This is a genomic window from Sphingomonas swuensis, from assembly GCF_039538045.1.
GTDB lineage: Bacteria > Pseudomonadota > Alphaproteobacteria > Sphingomonadales > Sphingomonadaceae > Sphingomicrobium > Sphingomicrobium swuense.
Genome location: NZ_BAABBQ010000001.1, coordinates 2453928 through 2471179, shown reverse-complemented (window position 1 = coordinate 2471179; position 17252 = coordinate 2453928). Strand labels below are relative to the sequence as shown.

Annotated in this window: 17 protein-coding genes; 7 read left to right on the top strand and 10 right to left on the bottom strand. The window is 67.9% G+C overall.

Translation table 11 applies throughout. The features are described 5' to 3' along the window. The first annotated feature begins 10 nt into the window (after positions 1 to 10). Complete coding sequence (locus tag ABD727_RS12365; protein ID WP_344707689.1) at positions 11 to 367, top strand: hypothetical protein; 357 nt, start codon at positions 11 to 13, stop codon at positions 365 to 367. Between the two features lie 3 nt (positions 368 to 370). On the opposite strand, the gene ABD727_RS12360 is transcribed toward ABD727_RS12365, so the two are convergent. The 4 genes from ABD727_RS12360 to ABD727_RS12345 form a co-directional block, all read right to left on the bottom strand. Next, complete coding sequence (locus ABD727_RS12360; RefSeq protein WP_344707687.1) at positions 371 to 1198, bottom strand: sulfurtransferase; 828 nt, start codon at positions 1196 to 1198, stop codon at positions 371 to 373. Then, positions 1198 to 1644: a preQ(1) synthase gene (gene queF / locus ABD727_RS12355; protein ID WP_344708080.1), complete on the bottom strand. Its 447-nt coding sequence runs from the start codon at positions 1642 to 1644 to the stop codon at positions 1198 to 1200. The genes ABD727_RS12360 and queF overlap by 1 nt, the downstream gene beginning before the upstream one ends. Before the next feature lie 236 nt (positions 1645 to 1880). Then, a complete protein-coding gene (locus tag ABD727_RS12350) occupies positions 1881 to 3884 on the bottom strand; it encodes an OPT family oligopeptide transporter (RefSeq protein ID WP_344707686.1) in 2004 nt (667 codons plus the stop codon). Next, on the bottom strand, positions 3881 to 5098 hold the full coding sequence (locus tag ABD727_RS12345; protein ID WP_344707684.1) for a M20 metallopeptidase family protein: 1218 nt from the start codon (positions 5096 to 5098) through the stop codon (positions 3881 to 3883). Before ABD727_RS12345 ends, ABD727_RS12350 begins: the two co-directional genes overlap by 4 nt. 119 nt (positions 5099 to 5217) lie before the next feature. Here ABD727_RS12345 and ABD727_RS12340 point away from each other — a divergent pair, with 119 nt between their 5' ends. After that, positions 5218 to 7380, top strand: coding sequence for a prolyl oligopeptidase family serine peptidase (locus ABD727_RS12340; RefSeq protein ID WP_344707683.1), 2163 nt, complete (start codon positions 5218 to 5220; stop codon positions 7378 to 7380). 45 nt (positions 7381 to 7425) lie between these two features. Here ABD727_RS12340 and ABD727_RS12335 read toward each other — a convergent pair whose 3' ends face one another. Continuing rightward, positions 7426 to 7974, bottom strand: a complete 549-nt coding sequence (locus tag ABD727_RS12335) for a L,D-transpeptidase family protein (RefSeq protein ID WP_344707682.1) — start codon at positions 7972 to 7974, stop codon at positions 7426 to 7428. 224 nt (positions 7975 to 8198) lie between these two features. On the opposite strand from ABD727_RS12335, the gene ABD727_RS12330 reads away from it, so the two are divergent. Together ABD727_RS12330 and guaA are read left to right on the top strand one after the other, a co-directional pair. Continuing rightward, positions 8199 to 8786, top strand: coding sequence for a hypothetical protein (locus ABD727_RS12330; protein WP_344707681.1), 588 nt, complete (start codon positions 8199 to 8201; stop codon positions 8784 to 8786). Positions 8787 to 8870: 84 nt separating this feature from the next. Beyond that, complete coding sequence (gene guaA, locus ABD727_RS12325; RefSeq protein ID WP_344707680.1) at positions 8871 to 10430, top strand: glutamine-hydrolyzing GMP synthase; 1560 nt, start codon at positions 8871 to 8873, stop codon at positions 10428 to 10430. A gap of 65 nt (positions 10431 to 10495) precedes the next feature. Here guaA and ABD727_RS12320 read toward each other — a convergent pair whose 3' ends face one another. Then, positions 10496 to 11014, bottom strand: a complete 519-nt coding sequence (locus ABD727_RS12320; RefSeq protein ID WP_344707679.1) for a hypothetical protein — start codon at positions 11012 to 11014, stop codon at positions 10496 to 10498. A 117-nt stretch (positions 11015 to 11131) separates the two neighbouring features. Between ABD727_RS12320 and ABD727_RS12315 the strand changes: the two genes are divergently transcribed. From ABD727_RS12315 to ABD727_RS12305, 3 genes are read left to right on the top strand one after another with little or no spacing between them, the layout of a single operon-like run. Further along, positions 11132 to 11713, top strand: a complete 582-nt coding sequence (locus ABD727_RS12315) for a L,D-transpeptidase family protein (RefSeq protein ID WP_344707678.1) — start codon at positions 11132 to 11134, stop codon at positions 11711 to 11713. A 59-nt stretch (positions 11714 to 11772) separates the two neighbouring features. Further along, a complete protein-coding gene (locus ABD727_RS12310; RefSeq protein WP_344707677.1) occupies positions 11773 to 12354 on the top strand; it encodes a ferric reductase-like transmembrane domain-containing protein in 582 nt (193 codons plus the stop codon). Continuing rightward, positions 12351 to 12653: a PepSY domain-containing protein gene (locus ABD727_RS12305; RefSeq protein WP_344707676.1), complete on the top strand. Its 303-nt coding sequence runs from the start codon at positions 12351 to 12353 to the stop codon at positions 12651 to 12653. Before ABD727_RS12310 ends, ABD727_RS12305 begins: the two co-directional genes overlap by 4 nt. Before the next feature lies 1 nt (position 12654). On the opposite strand, the gene ABD727_RS12300 is transcribed toward ABD727_RS12305, so the two are convergent. The 4 genes from ABD727_RS12300 to ABD727_RS12285 are packed head-to-tail and all read right to left on the bottom strand — an operon-like array spanning position 12655 to position 17213. Beyond that, positions 12655 to 13542, bottom strand: coding sequence for a hypothetical protein (locus tag ABD727_RS12300; RefSeq protein WP_344707675.1), 888 nt, complete (start codon positions 13540 to 13542; stop codon positions 12655 to 12657). Positions 13543 to 13570: 28 nt separating this feature from the next. Beyond that, on the bottom strand, positions 13571 to 15646 hold the full coding sequence (locus ABD727_RS12295; protein WP_344707674.1) for a 3-hydroxyacyl-CoA dehydrogenase NAD-binding domain-containing protein: 2076 nt from the start codon (positions 15644 to 15646) through the stop codon (positions 13571 to 13573). Positions 15647 to 15649: 3 nt separating this feature from the next. Continuing rightward, positions 15650 to 16429, bottom strand: coding sequence for an SDR family NAD(P)-dependent oxidoreductase (locus tag ABD727_RS12290; RefSeq protein ID WP_344707673.1), 780 nt, complete (start codon positions 16427 to 16429; stop codon positions 15650 to 15652). 4 nt (positions 16430 to 16433) lie between these two features. Beyond that, the gene (locus ABD727_RS12285; RefSeq protein ID WP_344707672.1) at positions 16434 to 17213 is read right to left on the bottom strand and encodes an SDR family NAD(P)-dependent oxidoreductase; all 780 of its coding nucleotides are present in this window, start codon (positions 17211 to 17213) and stop codon (positions 16434 to 16436) included. Positions 17214 to 17252 lie beyond the last annotated feature (39 nt).

Below are 17252 nucleotides of genomic sequence, written 5' to 3'. Positions count from 1 at the left end.
TGCGAGTCGCATGATCCACTTCCAGCCCGAGACCAGCGTCGCCCCCGCTCCCTATGTCGAGGCGGTGGAACGGCTGCGCAGCGTCCGCAAGGCGCTGGCGCTGGTCGAACTGTTCGACGGGCGGGCCAAGCGCGACCTCGACGAGATCCGCTTCGACGCGCTGTTCCTCGACGCACCGGAAGCGGTCCAGCGCTGCGCCGACGGGCGCTCGGTCCAGGCGGCCGGTGCCGCCGCGGCGGGGATCGAGGCGCTGATCGGCGCCGAGAGCGCGGGCGAGACGCCCAACCCGGCGGCGATCGACGTGCTCAGCGACAGCCTTCGCCGCGACCTCCAGGGCATCCATGCCCTGTTTGTCGGACGGGCCTGAGGCTCAGCCCTTCTCCTTGGGGGTGTGCGGGTCCGCGCCCCACTCGCTCCAGCTTCCGTCGTAGAGGCGCGAGTCGCGATTGCCGAGCAGGCGCGCGGCGAAGATCAGGCTGTTGGCAGTAACGCCCGAGCCGCAGGTGGCGACGAACGGCCGTTCGGGATCGAGCCCGGCATTCTCGAAGGCGGCCCGGATCTCGCCCGGCGCCCGGAAGCGACCGTCGGCATCGTAGAGCGCCGAGAAGGGCAGGTTGCGCGCGCCCGGCATGTGCCCCGCCTCGAGCCCCGGACGGGGTTCGGGCTCGGTCCCGGCGAAGCGGGCCGGCGCGCGCGCATCGGCGAGCGGGACCCCGACCCCGCGCAGCAGGTCGGCCTTGGTCACCACTTCATTGGGCCGGGCGGCGGCGGCGAAGCTGGCGCGGCGCTCGGGCGGCGGATCGGCGGTGACGGGATGTCCTTCGGCGATCCAGCGCTTCAGCCCGCCGTCGAGGATGGCGACATTGCGGGCCCCGAAGTGGCGAAGCATGAACCAGGCGCGGGCCGAGGTCCGGAGATCGCTGTCATCGTAGATGACGATGCGGTCGTCCGAGCCGACGCCGAGCGCTTCCATGCCCGCAGCGAAGGCGTCGGCGCTGGGCAGCATGTGGCTGGTGGCGGCGTCATGGTCGGCGAGCATCTCGATGTCGAAGAAGCGGGCGCCGGGGATGTGCCGCGCCTCATAGTCCTGCCGGGGATCGCGGTTGGCGGCGGGCAGGTGCCAGCTGGCGTCGAGCACGACGAGGTCGGCGGCGCGGATGTTCGCCGCCAGCCATTCGACCGAAACCAGATCGTCCATCATCCTCTCCCGCGATAGCTCGCCACGCCCTGGTCGGGGACCCACAGGCCCTCCGGGGGCGCGGACGATTGCCAGAAGACGTCGATGGGGATTCCGCCGCGCGGATACCAGTAGCCGCCGATGCGCAGCCAGCGGGGCTTCATCTCGTCGAACAGGCGCTGGCCGATGCCGACCGTCACGTCCTCGTGGAAGCCGCAATGGTTGCGGAAGGAGCCGAGGAACAGCTTGAGGCTCTTCGATTCGACGATCGTCTCACCCGGCGCATAATCGAGCACGAGGTGGGCAAAATCGGGCTGGCCGGTGACCGGGCAGAGCGAGGTGAATTCGGGCGCGGCGAAGCGGACGAGGTAGAGCGAGCCGGTCCGCGGATTGGGCACATAGTCGAGCTCGGCCGCCTCGGGGGAAGCGGGAAGGGTGCTGGTCTGGCCCAGGTGCCGAGGAGTCATCTCGTTCATCATCGTCTCTTCAACTCGTGTCTGCCCGCGCCGCGAGTGCAGTCCGAAGTTACCCAAGTTACCCTGGTGGAGTGCTTCGGACCGCCCCGAAGTTACCCAAGTTACCCTGGTGTGCATGTGGGTTCTTCTTCGCGGCACCCGAAGGAAAGACCCGCGCCCGGCCAAGGCCGAGGCGCGGACTTTCCGCCGCCGATCGTCTTACCGAAAGAGGCGCCTGTAGGACAGCCTCAGCGGATCGCGGCCTCCTGCGGCGGGATCGGGCCTTCGTCGGCGGTCGGTGCCACCGAGGCGCTGGCGCGGGTGCGCAGGTAGAGGAAGACGATCCCGCCGGCGAACAGCAGGATGCTAATCGGGACCGCCCAGGGATTGTCGGCGACGACCGCGAGCACTTCGGCGCTGTTCTCCGAGCCCGAACGCTCGGCCCCGGCGACGAGACCGGCGAAGACGACGCCCATCAAGCTCTCGCCGACGATGAGGCCGGTCGCCATCAGCGTCCCGATCCGCTCGGCAAAGGCCGGGTTGACCGAGCGTTCTGCCCAGCGGTTGTAGAGGTAGCCAAGGAGCGCGCCGACCGGGATCAGCAGGGTCAGCTCCATCGGCAGGTAGATGCCCATGCCGACCGCGAGCGCGGGCAGGCTGAAGCGGCGGGTGGCGCGGCGGAGCGTCTCGTCGACCGCGATCACCGCGACTCCGATCATCGCCCCGGTGGCGATCAGCGACCAGTCGAGGCTTCCACCGAGCACGCCGGTGGCGATGGTCGAGATGATCTGCGCCTGCGGAGCGGAGAGGGCGTTGGGCCCGGCCCCGGGGGCACCTTCGAAGCCGAAGGCGGTGTTGAGCAGTTCGAGGATCGGCGGGATGACCAGCGCGCCGAAGATCACGCCGAGGACCAGCGCGACCTGCTGCCGCCACGGGGTGGCGCCGACCAGCTGACCGGTCTTCAGATCCTGGAGGTTGTCGTTCGAGATGGTCGCGACGCCGAAGATGATCGCGGTGACGAACAGGGCGAAGGCGACCAGCGCGCGGGTCCCGTCGGCATCGACCGTGCCGCTGTAGAGACCGGCGAGGATCAGCGAGATGCCGAGCACCGAGAGGATCCCGACGCCCGAGATCGGGCTGTTCGAGGCGCCGATCAGGCCGGCCATGTAGCCACAGACCGAGGCGATCACGACGCCGGCACCGAGCACGTAGAGCAGCGACAGTCCGATGGTCGGGAATGGGTTGGCGGCGATCGGGCCGCTCTGCGCAAAGCCGAACAGGAGCAGCGCGATCGGGATCATCGCGGCGACGATGGTCCCGCCGACGATGGTGATCGGAAGGTCGCGCTCGGTCAGCTCGAGCTGCTCGCCGGCGCCGCGGGCGCGGTTGGCGGCGAGCGCTCCGGCGATGCCCTTAGCGATCGGGCCAATGATCTTGAGCAGGGTCCAGATGGCGGCGATGCCGATGGTTCCGGCGCCGATGAGGCGGGCCTTCTGGCGGAAGGCGGCGGAGACCAGCGCCTCGACGTCGCCCGCCGAGGCCGCCACCAGCGCGGGGTCGGTGGACCAGCTCGGGACCAGCCAGAACCAGCTGATGACCAGGCCGACGACCATCGCGATTCCGACCGCCATGCCGACGAGGTGGCCGACGCCGATCAGCGCCATCGAGAAGCTTGCGGAGACGGCGGTCGCGCCGCTTCCGAGGCGGAGCACCTGGCTGGCGGACTCGGCCGCGAGCTTCATCTTGGCGAGGATGAAGAAGCCCGCCGAGACGAGACTGGAAAGGAGGATGGCGCGAAGCCCGCGGCGGTTCTCCTCGGCCCCGCCGACGCCCGCGCCGACCTTAAGCACCTCGGCTGCGGCGACACCCTCGGGATAAGGGAGGTCGGACCCGGTGACGAGCGCGCGGCGCAGCGGCACCGAATACATCACCCCGAGGATCCCGCCGATCGCGATCACCGCGACCGACAGCCAGTAGGGGAAGCCGGTCCACCAGCCGATCATGACGAGGCCGGGAAGGACGAAGATGATCGCCGACAGCGTTCCCGCCGAGGAGGCGATCGTCTGGACGATGTTGTTTTCCTGGATGGTCGCGTCGCGGACGAAGCGGAGCACGGCCATCGAGATGACCGCGGCGGGAATTGAGGTCGCGAAGGTGATCCCGAGCTTGAGGCCGAGATAGACGTTGGCGGCGGTGAACAGGACGGTGAGCACGGCCCCAAGCAGGATGCCGCGAAGCGTGAGTTCCTTCATCGTGCGGCCTCCCCCCAGCCGGTTGCGAGAAATCGGGTGGCGAAGGCGCAGTGGAGCGCGACGCCGCGTTGCAGCCAGTCCTCGTGGACCGTCATCTTGGCATGGTGGAGCCCGGGCCGGCCCTCGGCCTGCTCGTCCGGTGGCGCGACCCCGACGAAGGCCATGCAGCCCGGCACCCGCTGGAGGACATAAGCGAAGTCCTCGCCGCCCATGATCGGGCTCGGCATCGGCACGAACTGGTCGGCACCGAACAGGTCGGCGGTGAGGCTCTCGACCATGGCGACGGCGCGGGCGTCGTTGACGCAGGCGGGATAGCCCTGGTCGACCCGGGTCTCGGCGGTGCAGCCGTGGGTCTCGGCGACGCCCTTGACGATCCGCTCGAAGGCGGCGCGGCCATCGGCGCGGCGGACGTCGGAGAGGGTGCGGAGCGTGCCCTTGAGTTCGACCGTCTCGGGAATGACGTTGTAGGCGGTGCCGGCGTGGATCTGGGTGATCGAGATCACCGCCGCGTCGAAGAAGGGGACGCGCCGGGCGATGTAGGCCTGGAGCGCGCCGACCGTCTCGCAGGCGACGGGGATCGGATCGATCGCGTCATAGGGCATGGCCGCGTGGCCGCCCTTGCCGCGGATGGTGGCGTTGAGCGCGTCGGTCGAGGCGAGCAGCGGGCCGGGGCGGCTGGTGACCATCCCGCCGGGCAGGGTCGGCCAGATGTGGAGCGCGAAGGCGACATCGGGCGCGGGATCGTCGAGCAGCCCGTCCTCGATCATGAAGCGGGCGCCGTGATGGCCCTCCTCGCCGGGCTGGAACATGAAGACGACGGTGCCCTCGAGGCTGGCCTGCTGCGCGCTGAGGATCCGCGCGGCGGCGGCGAGCATCGCCGAGTGGGTGTCGTGGCCGCAGGCGTGCATCGCGCCGGCGGTGGTGCTGGCGAAGTCGAGCCCGGTCTCCTCGTGGATCGGGAGCGCGTCCATGTCGCCGCGAAGCAGCACGGTGCGGCCGGGGCGGGCGCCGCGAAGGATGGCGACGAAGCCGCTGGTCGAACTGCTGTCGCGGATCTCGAGCGGCAGGCCGGCAAGCGCGGCCTTGAGCTTATCGGTGGTGCGGGCGCAGTGGAGGCCGATCTCGGGATCGGCGTGGATGGCGCGGCGGAGCGCGATCATCGCCGGAAACTCGGCCTCGGCGGCGGCAGCGAAGTCGGTATTGAGGAGGGTCATGGCAGCGGGATGCGCGGCTTTGCCTGCGGAGGCAAGCGCTTGCCTCGGCCCGCGAGACTGCTAGCAGTCGGCGCGACATACCGGAGGGGTCCATTCCCATGCGCAAGAGCTTGATTCTGATGACGCTGCCGATCGCCGCCTGTTCGACCACCCCGCCGCAAGGCTCGCTGACCACGCCGCCGCCGGTGGAAGCGCCCGCCGAGGCCGCCGCCCCGGTGCCCGCAGCCCCGGCGCTCGCCTATCCGCAGACCCGCCGCGACAATGTCGTCGAGACCCAGTTCGGAGTGGCGGTGGCCGATCCCTATCGCTGGCTCGAGAATGACGTGCGCAAGGACCCGCAGGTGGCCCAGTGGGTGGCGGCGCAGAACCAGGTGACCAACGGCTTCCTCGCAACCCTGCCGGGCCGCGATACCCTCAAGCAGCGCATGACCCAGCTCTACAATTACGAGCGGGTCGGAGTGCCGGTGAAGAAGGGGCGGAGCTACTTCTACCAGCGCAACACCGGCCTTCAGAACCAGTCGCCCTTGTTCGTTCGCGACAGCCTCAACGGGCCCGAGCGGCTGCTGATCGACCCCAACAGCTTCAGCAAGGACGGCGCCACCGCGCTCGCCGAATGGGTGCCGAGCGAGGACGGGCGCTACCTGCTTTATGCGATCCAGGACGGCGGGTCGGACTGGCGGACGCTGAAGGTGCTCGACGTGCGCACCGGCCAGGTCGTCGGCGACGAGGTCAAGTGGGTGAAGTTCTCGGGCCTCAGCTGGTCCAAGGACAGCAAGGGCTTCTTCTATTCGCGCTTCCCCGAAAGCACCGCGGGGCAGGACTTCCAGTCGCTGAACAAGAACCAGGCGGTTTATTATCACCGGTTGGGGACGGCGCAGTCGGCCGACCGGCTGATGTTCGCCCGGCCCGACCGGCCCGAGCTGAGCAACACCGCGAGCGTCAGCGACGACGGTTCGACCCTGGTGGTGACCTCGGCGAGCGGGACCGACGAACGCTACGAGGTGACGCTGGTCGACTGGCAGAAGCCCAATGCCAAGCCGCGCGTGCTGATCCCGGGCTTCACCCACGACTACAGCTACATCGGCAATCGCGGGTCGACCTATTATTTCCAGACCAACGACGGCGCACCGCGGCTCAAGGTGGTGGCGATCGACGTCAATGCGTCGCGGCCCAACAAGCGGACCATTGTCGACCAGCAGGCCGAGACGCTGAGCGGGTCGAGCCTGGTCGGCGGCAAGCTCATCCTGTCCTACCTCAAGGATGCCTCGACCGAGGTCCGCGTGCACAGCCTCACCGGCGCGCGCGAGAAGGTGATCGAGCTTCCGGGCCTCGGCACCGCGGGCGGCTTCTCGGGCGACATCGACGATCCCGAGACCTTCTTCGCCTTCACCAGCTTCAACCGGCCGACGACGGTCTATCGCTACGACGTCAAGGCCAATGCCAGCACTGCATGGTTCGAACCCAAGCTGCTGTTCAACCCCGACGATTTCGCGGTCGAGCAGCGCTTCTTCGCGTCGAAGGACGGCACCCGCGTGCCGATGTTCATCGTCCGCAAGAAGGGGCTGACCGGCCCGGCGCCGACGCTGCTCTACGCCTATGGCGGGTTCAACGCGTCGATGACGCCGAGCTTCTCGGCCACGCGCCTCGCCTGGCTCGAGCAGGGCGGGACCTATGTGCTGGCGAACATCCGCGGCGGCGGTGAATATGGCAAGGCGTGGCACGATGCCGGGCGGCTCGCCAACAAGCAGAACGTGTTCGACGACTTCATCGGCGCGGGCGAGGCGCTGATCGCGACCGGCGTGACGCCCAAGGGCGGCCTCGCGGTCCAGGGCGGCTCGAACGGCGGCCTGCTGATCGGGGCGGTGGTCAACCAGCGCCCCGATCTGTTCGCGGCAGCGATCCCGCAGGTCGGCGTGATGGACATGCTGCGCTTCGACCGCTTCACGGCCGGGCGCTACTGGGTCGACGACTATGGCTATCCCAACAAGGAAGCCGATTTCCGCACCCTGCTGGCCTATTCGCCCTATCACAACATCAAGGCGGGGCTGCCCTACCCGGCGGTGATGGTGACGACTGCCGATACGGACGACCGGGTCGTGCCCGGCCACAGCTTCAAATATGCGGCGCAGCTCCAGAGCGCCGCGCCCGAGGGTCCGCCCAAGCTGATCCGGATCGAGACCCGCGCCGGTCATGGCTCTGGCAAGCCGACCGACAAGATCATCGAGGAAGCCAGCGATATCGTCGCCTTCGTGGCGAAATATACCGGGCTGGAGATCAAGTAGGCGGCGTCCCGGCAGGAGCGGAATGCTCTCGCCGGGACGACGTTCCTAGCTGATCACCACGCGGTCGCCGATGTCGGTCATCCCGAACAGCTTGGCGGCGAAGGCGGCGGGAAGCCGGACGCAACCATGGCTGGCCGGGCGGCCCGGAATGTTGCCGGCGTGGAGCGCGATTCCATACTGGTCGAGGCGCTGCATGAAGGGCATCGGCGCGTTGTCATACTTGCGGCTGTGATGCATCCGCTTCTTCTCGAGGATCGGGAAGATGCCTGCCGGCGTGTCCTTGCCGGGCTTGCCCGACGAAATGGTCGAGACGCCGATCAGCTCGCCGGCGCGGTAGACATAGGCGCGCTGGTCATCGAGACTGACGACGACCTCGAGCGCACCGTCGCGCGGGGCGTCTGCGGCCCACCAGTAGCCACCGGGCTTGAGGTTGCGGCCCTCGAGCACGGGCTCGGCATGGTCGCGCGCCTGAGACACGGCTGATGCGGCGGTCATCAGGGCGGCGGGGCTTTCGTCGGGTCCAAGGTCGGCGGCAAGAGTCGGACTTGCCACCGCGACGGCAAGAGCCGCCACGAGGGTTGCTAAACGCTTCATTTTGCAGGTCTCCGTTTGGTCGTAAAACCCGCGGAGAAGCGCAGCGGTTCCGGACTTCACGCTGGCGAAATGAACTCCGCTTCATTGTCAAGCAGAAAAGTTGAAGACGGCAAGAAATCTGAACCGGAGCCTTCACCGGCATTCAGACGCGATGCAGCGCAATCCGCACATAAGCGTTTGCGTGGCGAAGCGATGACTTCGCGAATCGATGAGGAGGCGTGGCCATGAAGGCTGTTTCTAAGATCCTGGCGGGTACTGCTGCCGTCGCTGCGGTGACCCTGGGTGCGGCGGCCCCGGCCGCGGCGCAATATTATCCCGGCTACGGCGGCTACGGCGGTGGTGGCCTTGGCGACGTGATCGTCGGCCAGGTGCTCAACAACATCCTGCGCGGTGGCAATCCCTATGGCGGCAACGCCTATTACGGGACCAACAACTACAACCTCGAGCGCGCTGCGGTCGACCAGTGCGCCCGCGCGACCGAGCAGCGCCTGAACGGCCAGAGCGGCTATTATGGCGGCTACAACAACGGTTACGGCTACAACAATGCCGGCTACCGGGTCGTCCAGATCGACCGCGTCGAGCGCACCCGCAATGGCAACATGCGGGTCTATGGCCAGGCCGCGAACACGGCCTACCAGGGCAATTACGGCTATGGGTACAACCAGCGCTACGGCGGTGCGTACAACCAGCCGTACGGTGGCTACCAGCAGGCAGCGGCTCCGTACCGCTTCAGCTGCAAGTTCGAGCGCAACGGCCGGATCACCGACCTTGATCTCAATCGCAACCGGACCGCTTACCGCTACGGCTACTAAGCTCACGCGCTAAGTGGACAGGAGGGCGCCGTGGCCATAGGGCTGCGGCGCCCTTTCTCTTGTCCTTGAGCGGAGCCACACGCCTTGACCGTGCAACCGGCCGAAACCCTCCTGATCGTCGATTTCGGGAGCCAGGTGACCCAGCTCATCGCCCGCCGGGTGCGCGAGGCCGGCGTCTATTGCGAGATCGCGCCCTTCAACGCGGCGGAAGAAGCGTTCGAGCGGCTTCGGCCCAAGGGCATCATCTTCTCGGGCGGGCCGTCGTCGGTGACCTTCGAGGACAGCCCGCGCGCGCCGCAGGTGATGTTCGACAGCGGCTTGCCGCTGCTCGGCATCTGCTACGGCCAGCAGACGCTCCACCAGCAGCTGGGCGGAACGGTGGTCACCTCCGACCAGAAGGAATTCGGGCGCGCCTATATCGAGGTGGTCGCCCCATCCGCGCTGTTCGACGGGCTGTGGAAGGTCGGTGAGCGGCACCAGGTGTGGATGAGCCACGGCGACCGGGTCGAGAGCCTGGCCGAAGGCTTCGAGGTCGTCGCCCGGAGTGAGGGCGCGCCCTTCGCCATCGCGACCGACGAGGAACGCCGCCGCTACAGCCTGATGTTCCACCCCGAGGTGGTCCACACCCCCGACGGCGGCAAGCTGCTGGCAAACTTCGCGCGCCACATCTGCGGCTGCAGCGGAAGCTGGAGCATGGCCGCCTATCGCGACCAGAAGATCGCCGACATCCACGCGCAGGTCGGCGACGGCCGGGTGATCTGCGGGCTGTCGGGCGGGGTCGACAGCGCGGTCGCGGCGGTGCTGATCCACGAGGCGATCGGCGACCAGCTGACCTGCGTGTTCGTCGACCATGGGCTGATGCGGGCGAGCGAGGCCGACCAGGTCGTCTCGCTGTTCCGCGGCCACTACAACATCCCGCTGGTCCATGTCCGGGCGGAAGAGCTGTTCCTCGGCGGGCTCGCCGGGGTCGACGACCCCGAGGCCAAGCGCAAGTTCATCGGCAAGACCTTCATCGAGGTGTTCGAGGCCGAGGCGGCGAAGATCGGCGGGGCCGATTTCCTGGCGCAGGGGACGCTTTATCCCGACGTGATCGAGAGCGTCAGCTTCACCGGCGGGCCGTCGGTGACGATCAAGAGCCACCACAATGTCGGCGGGCTGCCCGAGCGGATGAACATGCAGCTGGTCGAGCCGCTGCGCGAACTGTTCAAGGACGAGGTGCGGGTGCTCGGCGAGGAGCTCGGCCTGCCCCCGGCGTTCGTCGGGCGGCACCCGTTCCCGGGACCGGGGCTGGCGATCCGCATCCCGGGTGCCGTGAGCAAGGACAAGTGCGACATCCTGCGCAAGGCCGACACCATCTACCTCGAGGAGATCCGCAACGCCGGGCTCTACGACGCGATCTGGCAGGCGTTCGCGGTGCTGCTTCCGGTGCGCACGGTCGGGGTAATGGGGGACGCGCGCACCTACGACTATGTCTGCGCGCTTCGCGCAGTGACCAGCGTCGATGGGATGACGGCCGACGTCTATCCCTTCACGAGCGAGTTCCTCAGCCGGGTCGCGACCCGGATCGTCAACGAGGTGAAGGGCATCAACCGGGTGGTCTACGACTATACGTCGAAACCGCCGGGCACGATCGAGTGGGAGTGAGCCCGGACTCGTCAGCGTCCGGGGGACGCTGATTGCCGGCTCACTCGGCCGTCAGGCCGTAAGGCTCAGCGCCGCCCCGCCTCGTCCAGCGGAGGCACGAAGCGCGTGTTGCCCGGCGCTTCGGGTTTCCAGCAGGGCTGGAGCGCAGCGAGCAGGCGGTCGATCCAGGCGGCGAGCGGGGTCCGGACGTTGCTGGTGATGCGGAAGCGGGTGCCTCCGTCGCCGATCCGGCCGGGAGCGTCGAGGCTGTAGCCGACCCCGTCTAGGATGAGCCATGGGCTTTCCCGTCCCTGGCCGGGAACGTCGGGACCGGCGGTGATCTGCTCCATCGTTCCGATCAGCTCGCGCGAGCCGGGGCAGTCGGCGGTGGTGGTCCAGCCGACGGACGTCGTGCCGCGCTCGGTGTAGGTGCGGCGCATCCAGTAGCGGATTCCTCCGGGCCGGGTTCCGGCGATGGTGCCGATCTCCACCGTCTCCTTCGATCGGCGAAGCGCCGGATTGCGGCCGATCGTCGCCCAGCTTGGGCTGAGCGAAACGGAATCGGCCTGGACGACCGCCAGCAGCGAAGCGAGGAGGAGGCTCATGGCGGCAAATGTGTCAGTCCGGTCGCCGGCAAACCAGAAGTTTCTCAAGCGCCTGGAAATTAAACCACCATATACCGGTGACTTGACGCCATGCCGCCAGTGGATTGTGGATGCGCGATGACCAGCATCGCCCGCCTTCGACTCGCCGCCCTTGCCTTGACCGCAGGGCTGCTTGCCTCCTGCGCCACTGCCCCGAAGCAGGCCGGGACGGGCAATGCCGTTCCGGTCGCCCAGGCGCAGCTGCCGTACGAGTGGACCCATGGTCATGCGCCAAGGGCGACCAAGGAGGCGCAGGCGCTGTTCGGGACGGTGGCGATGAAGCCGGGCCAGTATCGCTGGGCGACGACCATTCCCGATGCGCCGGCGAGGGTGATCATCGACCGGATGCAGCAGCTGATGTTCGTCTACAAGGGCGACACGCTGGTGGGGGTGACGACCATCTCGTCGGGCAAGAAGGGCAAGGAAACCCCGCTCGGCTACTGGAAGGTGTTCCGCAAGCAGGTGAAGGGTTTCAGCCGCAAGTATGACAATGCGCCGATGCCCTACATGCAGATGTACGACCCGATGGGGATCGCCTTCCACGCCGGCGCGCTGCCCGGCTATCCGGCGAGCCACGGCTGCGTCCGGCTGCCGCTCGAATTCGCCAAGAAACTGTACGGGCTGACCACCAACGGCACCGAGGTGGTGATCGAGGGCTGAACGCCCTCATCGATCGATTTGCTATTGCGACGCGTTCGCAAGAACGCTAGCGGGGTTTCGTGTCCCGCGGCAAGCTCTTCTTCTGGCTGCTTCTTTCGCTCCCGCTTGGTGCGGCGCTGCTCCGTTATGCGCTGACTCCCGAGGCGTGGCCGGGCGACCTTCTTCATCCGACCGGCGAATGGTCGGCGCGCTTCATCATCCTGGCGCTGATGGTCACCCCGCTGCGGCAGCTGTGGCCCGAGGCGCGCGCGATGCGTTTTCTTGCGCGGCACCGGCGTGCGCTGGGCGTCGCGGGCTTTCTCTACGCGCTGGCGCATCTCGTGGCCTATGTGCTCGACATGGAGACGCTCGCCGCGATGTGGGCCGAGCTCGGCGCGCCGGCGATCTGGAGCGGGTGGCTCGCGCTGCTGCTGCTGCTGCCGCTCGGGCTCACCAGCAACGATGCGGCGATGCGGCTTCTTCGCTCGGGCTGGAAGAAGCTCCAGCGGCTCGCCTATCCGGCCGCGATCCTCACCCTCGTCCACTGGGCGCTGGTCCACGACGGCCTCGCCGCCGCGCTCGCCCACTTCATTCCCCTCGCATTGCTCCAGGCGATGCGGGTGGCCCGTCACTACCGTTCCAACCCAAGGAGTGTTGCATGATCCGTTCGTTCATTCTCGCCGGCGGCCTTTCGCTCGGCCTGCTCGCCGCCGTTCCCGCCGCCGCCACCGGCAAGATGACCTGCAATGCCCCGCAGGCGCAGTGGAAGAGTATGGAGAGCCTGCAGGCGAGCCTCGTCAAGCAGGGCTGGCAGGTGCGCAAGGCCAAGGTCGATGGCGGCTGCTACGAAGTCTACGGCACCGATCCCAAGGGCAATCGGGTCGAGGCCTATTTCCACCCGGTCAGCTTCAAGCTGCTGCTGAGCAGCCGCCGCGGCGAGGTGCTCTACAAGGCCAAGTAGGTCAGAGCGGAAGCAGGGTAAGGGCAAGCTGGGGTTCGAAGCCGAAACCGTGGGCGACTGCGGGAAGGCGGACGATCACCAGCCGCCAGTGCCCCCGCGGCGCTTCCGCCGAGCGGCCGATGCGGCATTGATGAAGCATCGGCCCGTTCACCCCGTCGCTCGCCAGCAGCCGGGCGAGGGCGTTGCCGAGATGGCGATCCTCGTGGCGGTTGGCGAGCCGCAACCGCTGCCCGTCGAGGACCAGACCGGCGGGATGGTCGAACAATCGTTCGGCGGACTCGGTCAGCGCAGCGAGCTGGCCGTAGCGGTCGAGCAGGATGGTCGCCTCGTTGCGGCCGCCGAGGCCCGAGAGCATGGTCTCCGCCATTTCCTGGCCAAGTGCGAGCTCGACTCGGACCGCGCGCTGCGCCGAGCGGGCCAGCCTGGAGAAGCGCTCGAGCACCACCGCGTCGCAGGGTCCTTCGCGCGACGAGCGAAGCAGCGCCATGCCGAGCAGGCCGTCCGAATCGAGCAGCAGCGGCATCTGGCAGCCGAACGGGATGTCGAGATCGCTGCAGGCGTCGTCGTAGTAGGAGGTGTCCTGCGCTCCGCGATAAGCGGCATAGTGCCGCTCGTGGCGGAGCTGCATCGGCCGGTCGGTGACGCCGATCCGCCAGTTGGCGGGGCCGTGGAGCAGCGGATTGCCGAGGTGCCGATGCGGATCGGTCGGCGTGTCGCTGAGGATGTTGAGCGAAAGCTGGAGCGGGCCACCGATGCCGAGCAGCTGCGCGGTGCGGCTGCCGGTGGCGACCGCCAGGAGGGCGATCGCCTCCTGCCAGCCGCCATCGCGGAAGGGGGCGTTGAGGAAGGCGAGTTCGGCTTCGCGAAGAAGTTCGTCCGACGCCCCCACTGACGCTACCCCCTATGTTCCGCTACCCCTAGCGAGCGGTAAACTTCTCGCCTTTTCCGGCCTTGTCCAGCAGCAATTGGCTGAAGGTGAAATCGTCACCCATGTGCGGGGCGGCGGCCTTGAGCCCATCGACGATCTTCTGCAGCCCTTCGCTGTCGGCCCAGTGCATTGGGCCGCCGCGGTAGACCGGCCAGCCATAGCCGTAGATCCATACGACATCGATGTCGGACGCGCGCTGGGCCATGCCCTCCTCGAGGATCTTCGCGCCCTCGTTGACCATCGTGTAGAGGGTCCGCTGGACGATCTCCTCGTCGCTGATCTCGCGCTTCTGAACCCCGGCCTTGCCGCGGAAGTCCTCGATGATCTCGGCAACCCGGGCGCTTTCCGAAGGACGGCGCTTCTCGTCATAATCGTAGAAGCCGGCCTGCTTCTTCTGGCCCCAGCGGCCTTCAGCGGCGAGCGCGTCGCGGATGTTCTCGATCCGGTTGACGTCGCGGTGCCAGCCGATGTCGACCCCGGCGAGGTCGGCCATCTGGAAGGGGCCCATCGGCATTCCGAAGTCGGTGTGGACCTTGTCGATCTGCGCCGGGGTGGCGCCCTCGAGGAGGAGCTTGGTCGCCTCGGTCTGGCGCGGGATCAGCATGCGATTGCCGATGAAGCCGTAGCAGACGCCCGCCACGACGGCGACCTTCCGGATCTTCTTGGCGAGCGCCATGGCGGTGACCAGCACGTCGTCGGCGGTCTTGGCGCCGCGCACCACTTCGAGCAGCTTCATCACGTTGGCGGGCGAGAAGAAGTGGAGCCCGACCACGTCCTGCGGCCGGCTGGTGGCCGCGGCGATCTCGTCGATGTTGAGGTAGCTGGTGTTCGACGCGAGGATCGCGCCGGGCTTTACCACCTTGTCGAGCCGGGCGAAGATCTCCTTCTTGATCTCCATCTGCTCGAACACCGCCTCGATCACGAGGTCGCAGTCGGCCAGCGCGTCGAAGTCGAGCGTGGGGTTGAGCAGGCCCATCATGTGGCCGACCTGCTCTTCGGTGAAGCGGCCCTTTTTGGCGCTCGCCTGGTAGTTCTTGAGCATGACGCCGGTGCCGCGGTCGAGCGCCTCCTGCGCGGTCTCGACGATCGTCACCGGGATGCCGGCGGTGAGGAAGTTCATCGAGATGCCGCCGCCCATGGTGCCGGCGCCGATCACGCCGACCTTGCGGATCTCGCGCGGCTTCACGGTCTCGTCGACGCCCTCGATCTTGGCCGCCTTGCGCTCGGCGAAGAAGAAATATTGCTGCGCCTTGGCCTGGGTGCCGCTCATCAGCTCCATGAACAGCTGGCGCTCGACCGCGACGCCCTCGGCATAGGGATGCTGGACCGCGGCGCGGACCGCCTCGAGGTTCTTGCGGGGCGCTTCGAAGCCCTTGAAGGTGCGCGGATTGGCGGCGACGAAGTCGTCGAACACGCTCGGGGAGGCTTCGGCGATCTTGTCTTGGCGCTCGGAGGACCGGGGCAGCGGGCGGACCTCGGCGACTTCGGTCGCGTAGGCGACGGCGTGCTGGAGGAGATCGCCCTCGATCATCCGGTCAACGAGCCCGATCTCGAACGCTTCCTGGGCGCCGATCGGATTGCCCGAGGTGGTCATCTCGAGCGCCTTGTGGACACCCGCGACGCGCGGCAGTCGCTGGGTGCCGCCGGCGCCGGGGAGGAGGCCGAGCTTCACTTCGGGCACGCCGAGCTTGGCCGAGGCGACCGCACAGCGATAATGGCAGGCGAGCGCGACCTCGAGGCCGCCGCCCAAGGCGGTGCCGTGGATCGCGGCGACCACCGGCTTCGAACAATTCTCGATGATGTCGACGACCTGCGGAAGCATCGGCTGGGCGAAGGCCTTGGGGGTGCCGAACTCGCTGATGTCGGCGCCGGCGAAGAAGGTCGCGCCCTCGCCGATGATGACCACGGCCTTGATCTCGTCGGAGGCGTCGGCCTCCTCGATCCCGCGGACGAGGCCTTCGCGCACCGCATGGCCAAGCGCGTTCACCGGCGGGTTGTTCGACGAGATGATGAGGACGTGGCCGTGCTTCTGCGTGCTGATGGGCGAGGTCACTTGGGTCTCCATGGGCTAGATGGCCGTGCGGCCATAATCCTGACGGTTGAAGGGATGCGAGGAGGACAGGCCGCCGTCGACGACGAGCGCGTGGCCGTTGACGTAGGAGGACTCGTCCGAGGCGAGGAACAGCGCCGCATGGGCGATCTCGTCGGGGACGCCGCCGCGGCGCATCGGGTTCAAATGGCCGAGGCGGTCTTCCTGACCCTTGGCGCGGGCGCGCTCGTAGACGAACTCGGTCATGCCGGTCTCGATCAGGCCGGGGCAGATCGCATTGACCCGGACATTGGAGGTCGCGAGCTGCTGGGCGGCGGTCTTGACCAGGCTGATGACGCCCGCCTTGGAGGCGCTGTAGGCCGCGCCGCCAGCACCCGAGCGAAGCCCGGCGACGCTGGCGGTGCAGATGATCGACCCGCCGCCCTGCTCCTTGATGATCGGCGCGGCATGCTTGATTGCGAGCGCCGGGCCGATGAGGTTGACCCGAAGGATCTCGGTCCAGTCCTCGACCGTCTGCTCGAAGATCGAGGCGAGACCGCCCGAGATTCCGGCATTGGCGAAGAAGCCGTGGAGCGCGCCATGCTGTTCGCGGGCGATCGAGACGAGCGCGGCGACGTCCTCCTCGCGGCCGGCATCGGCACGGTGGTCGGCGCCCTGCAGGTCGGCGGCGATGACGGTCGCGCCATGCTGGCGGAACAGCGCGGTGCTGGCCTTGCCAATGCCCGAGCCAGCGCCGGTGACGATGATCACCTTGCCTTCGAGGCGAGGGTGGTGGCGGTGCTCGGGCTCGACGCTCATCGGCTCAGAACCCCGCGCCGAAGGTGGAGCCGCCGTCGACGACCAGGGTCTGGCCGGTGACGAAGCTGCCGGCGTCGCTGGCGAGGAACAGCGCGGCGCCGGCGATCTCGCGCGGCTCGCCGATGCGCTTCAGCGCCGAAACCTTGGTGACCGACTTGAGGATGTCGGGATTCTCCCACAGCGCGCGGGCGAAGTCGGTCCGGACGAGGCCGGGCGCGATCGCGTTGACCCGGACGTTCGAGGGCCCGAACTCGGCGGCGAGGTTGCGGACGAGCTGGAGGTCGGCGGCCTTGGAGATGTTGTAGGCGCCAATCACGGTCGAGCTGGTGATCCCGCCGACCGATGAGACGATGATGATCGAGCCCGACTTGCGCTCGACCATCTCGGGCGCGACGAAGCTGGTCAGCCAGTGGTTCGAGAGGACATTGTTGTCCATGATCTTGCGGAACTGCTCGTCGCTGATCCCGCCCATCGGCCCGTAATAGGGATTGGAGGCGGCGTTGCAGACGAGGACGTCGATCTGCCCGAGCTCGGCGCGGGTGCGATCGATCAGCTCGCGCAGCGCCTCCTTGTCGGAGATGGAGGCGGCGATGGCGACCGCCTTGCCCTGGCCGCGGGCATTGATCGCCGCCGCGACCTCCTCGCAGGCATCCTGCTTCCGGCTGGAGATGACGACGTTGGCGCCGTGCGCGGCCATTTCCTCGGCGATTGCTCGACCGATGCCCCGCGAGGAGCCGGTGACGATGGCGGTCTTGCCGGAAAGGTCGAATAAAGAGCTGCTCATTCTCAAACTCCGTTCGCCCTGAGCCAAGTCGGATCGAAG

Excerpts from the sequence above, each read along its gene's own strand:
- ABD727_RS12365 (WP_344707689.1), top strand. The coding sequence starts at position 11 with ATGATCCACTTCCAGCCCGAGACCAGCGTCGCCCCCGCTCCCTATGTC.
- ABD727_RS12360 (WP_344707687.1), bottom strand. The coding sequence starts at position 1,198 with ATGGACGATCTGGTTTCGGTCGAATGGCTGGCGGCGAACATCCGCGCC.
- queF (WP_344708080.1), bottom strand. The coding sequence starts at position 1,644 with ATGACTCCTCGGCACCTGGGCCAGACCAGCACCCTTCCCGCTTCCCCC.
- ABD727_RS12350 (WP_344707686.1), bottom strand. The coding sequence starts at position 3,884 with ATGAAGGAACTCACGCTTCGCGGCATCCTGCTTGGGGCCGTGCTCACC.
- ABD727_RS12345 (WP_344707684.1), bottom strand. The coding sequence starts at position 5,098 with ATGACCCTCCTCAATACCGACTTCGCTGCCGCCGCCGAGGCCGAGTTT.
- ABD727_RS12340 (WP_344707683.1), top strand. The coding sequence starts at position 5,218 with ATGACGCTGCCGATCGCCGCCTGTTCGACCACCCCGCCGCAAGGCTCG.
- ABD727_RS12335 (WP_344707682.1), bottom strand. The coding sequence starts at position 7,974 with ATGAAGCGTTTAGCAACCCTCGTGGCGGCTCTTGCCGTCGCGGTGGCA.
- ABD727_RS12330 (WP_344707681.1), top strand. The coding sequence starts at position 8,199 with ATGAAGGCTGTTTCTAAGATCCTGGCGGGTACTGCTGCCGTCGCTGCG.
- ABD727_RS12320 (WP_344707679.1), bottom strand. The coding sequence starts at position 11,014 with ATGAGCCTCCTCCTCGCTTCGCTGCTGGCGGTCGTCCAGGCCGATTCC.
- ABD727_RS12315 (WP_344707678.1), top strand. The coding sequence starts at position 11,132 with ATGACCAGCATCGCCCGCCTTCGACTCGCCGCCCTTGCCTTGACCGCA.
- ABD727_RS12305 (WP_344707676.1), top strand. The coding sequence starts at position 12,351 with ATGATCCGTTCGTTCATTCTCGCCGGCGGCCTTTCGCTCGGCCTGCTC.
- ABD727_RS12295 (WP_344707674.1), bottom strand. The coding sequence starts at position 15,646 with ATGGAGACCCAAGTGACCTCGCCCATCAGCACGCAGAAGCACGGCCAC.
- ABD727_RS12290 (WP_344707673.1), bottom strand. The coding sequence starts at position 16,429 with ATGAGCGTCGAGCCCGAGCACCGCCACCACCCTCGCCTCGAAGGCAAG.
- ABD727_RS12285 (WP_344707672.1), bottom strand. The coding sequence starts at position 17,213 with ATGAGCAGCTCTTTATTCGACCTTTCCGGCAAGACCGCCATCGTCACC.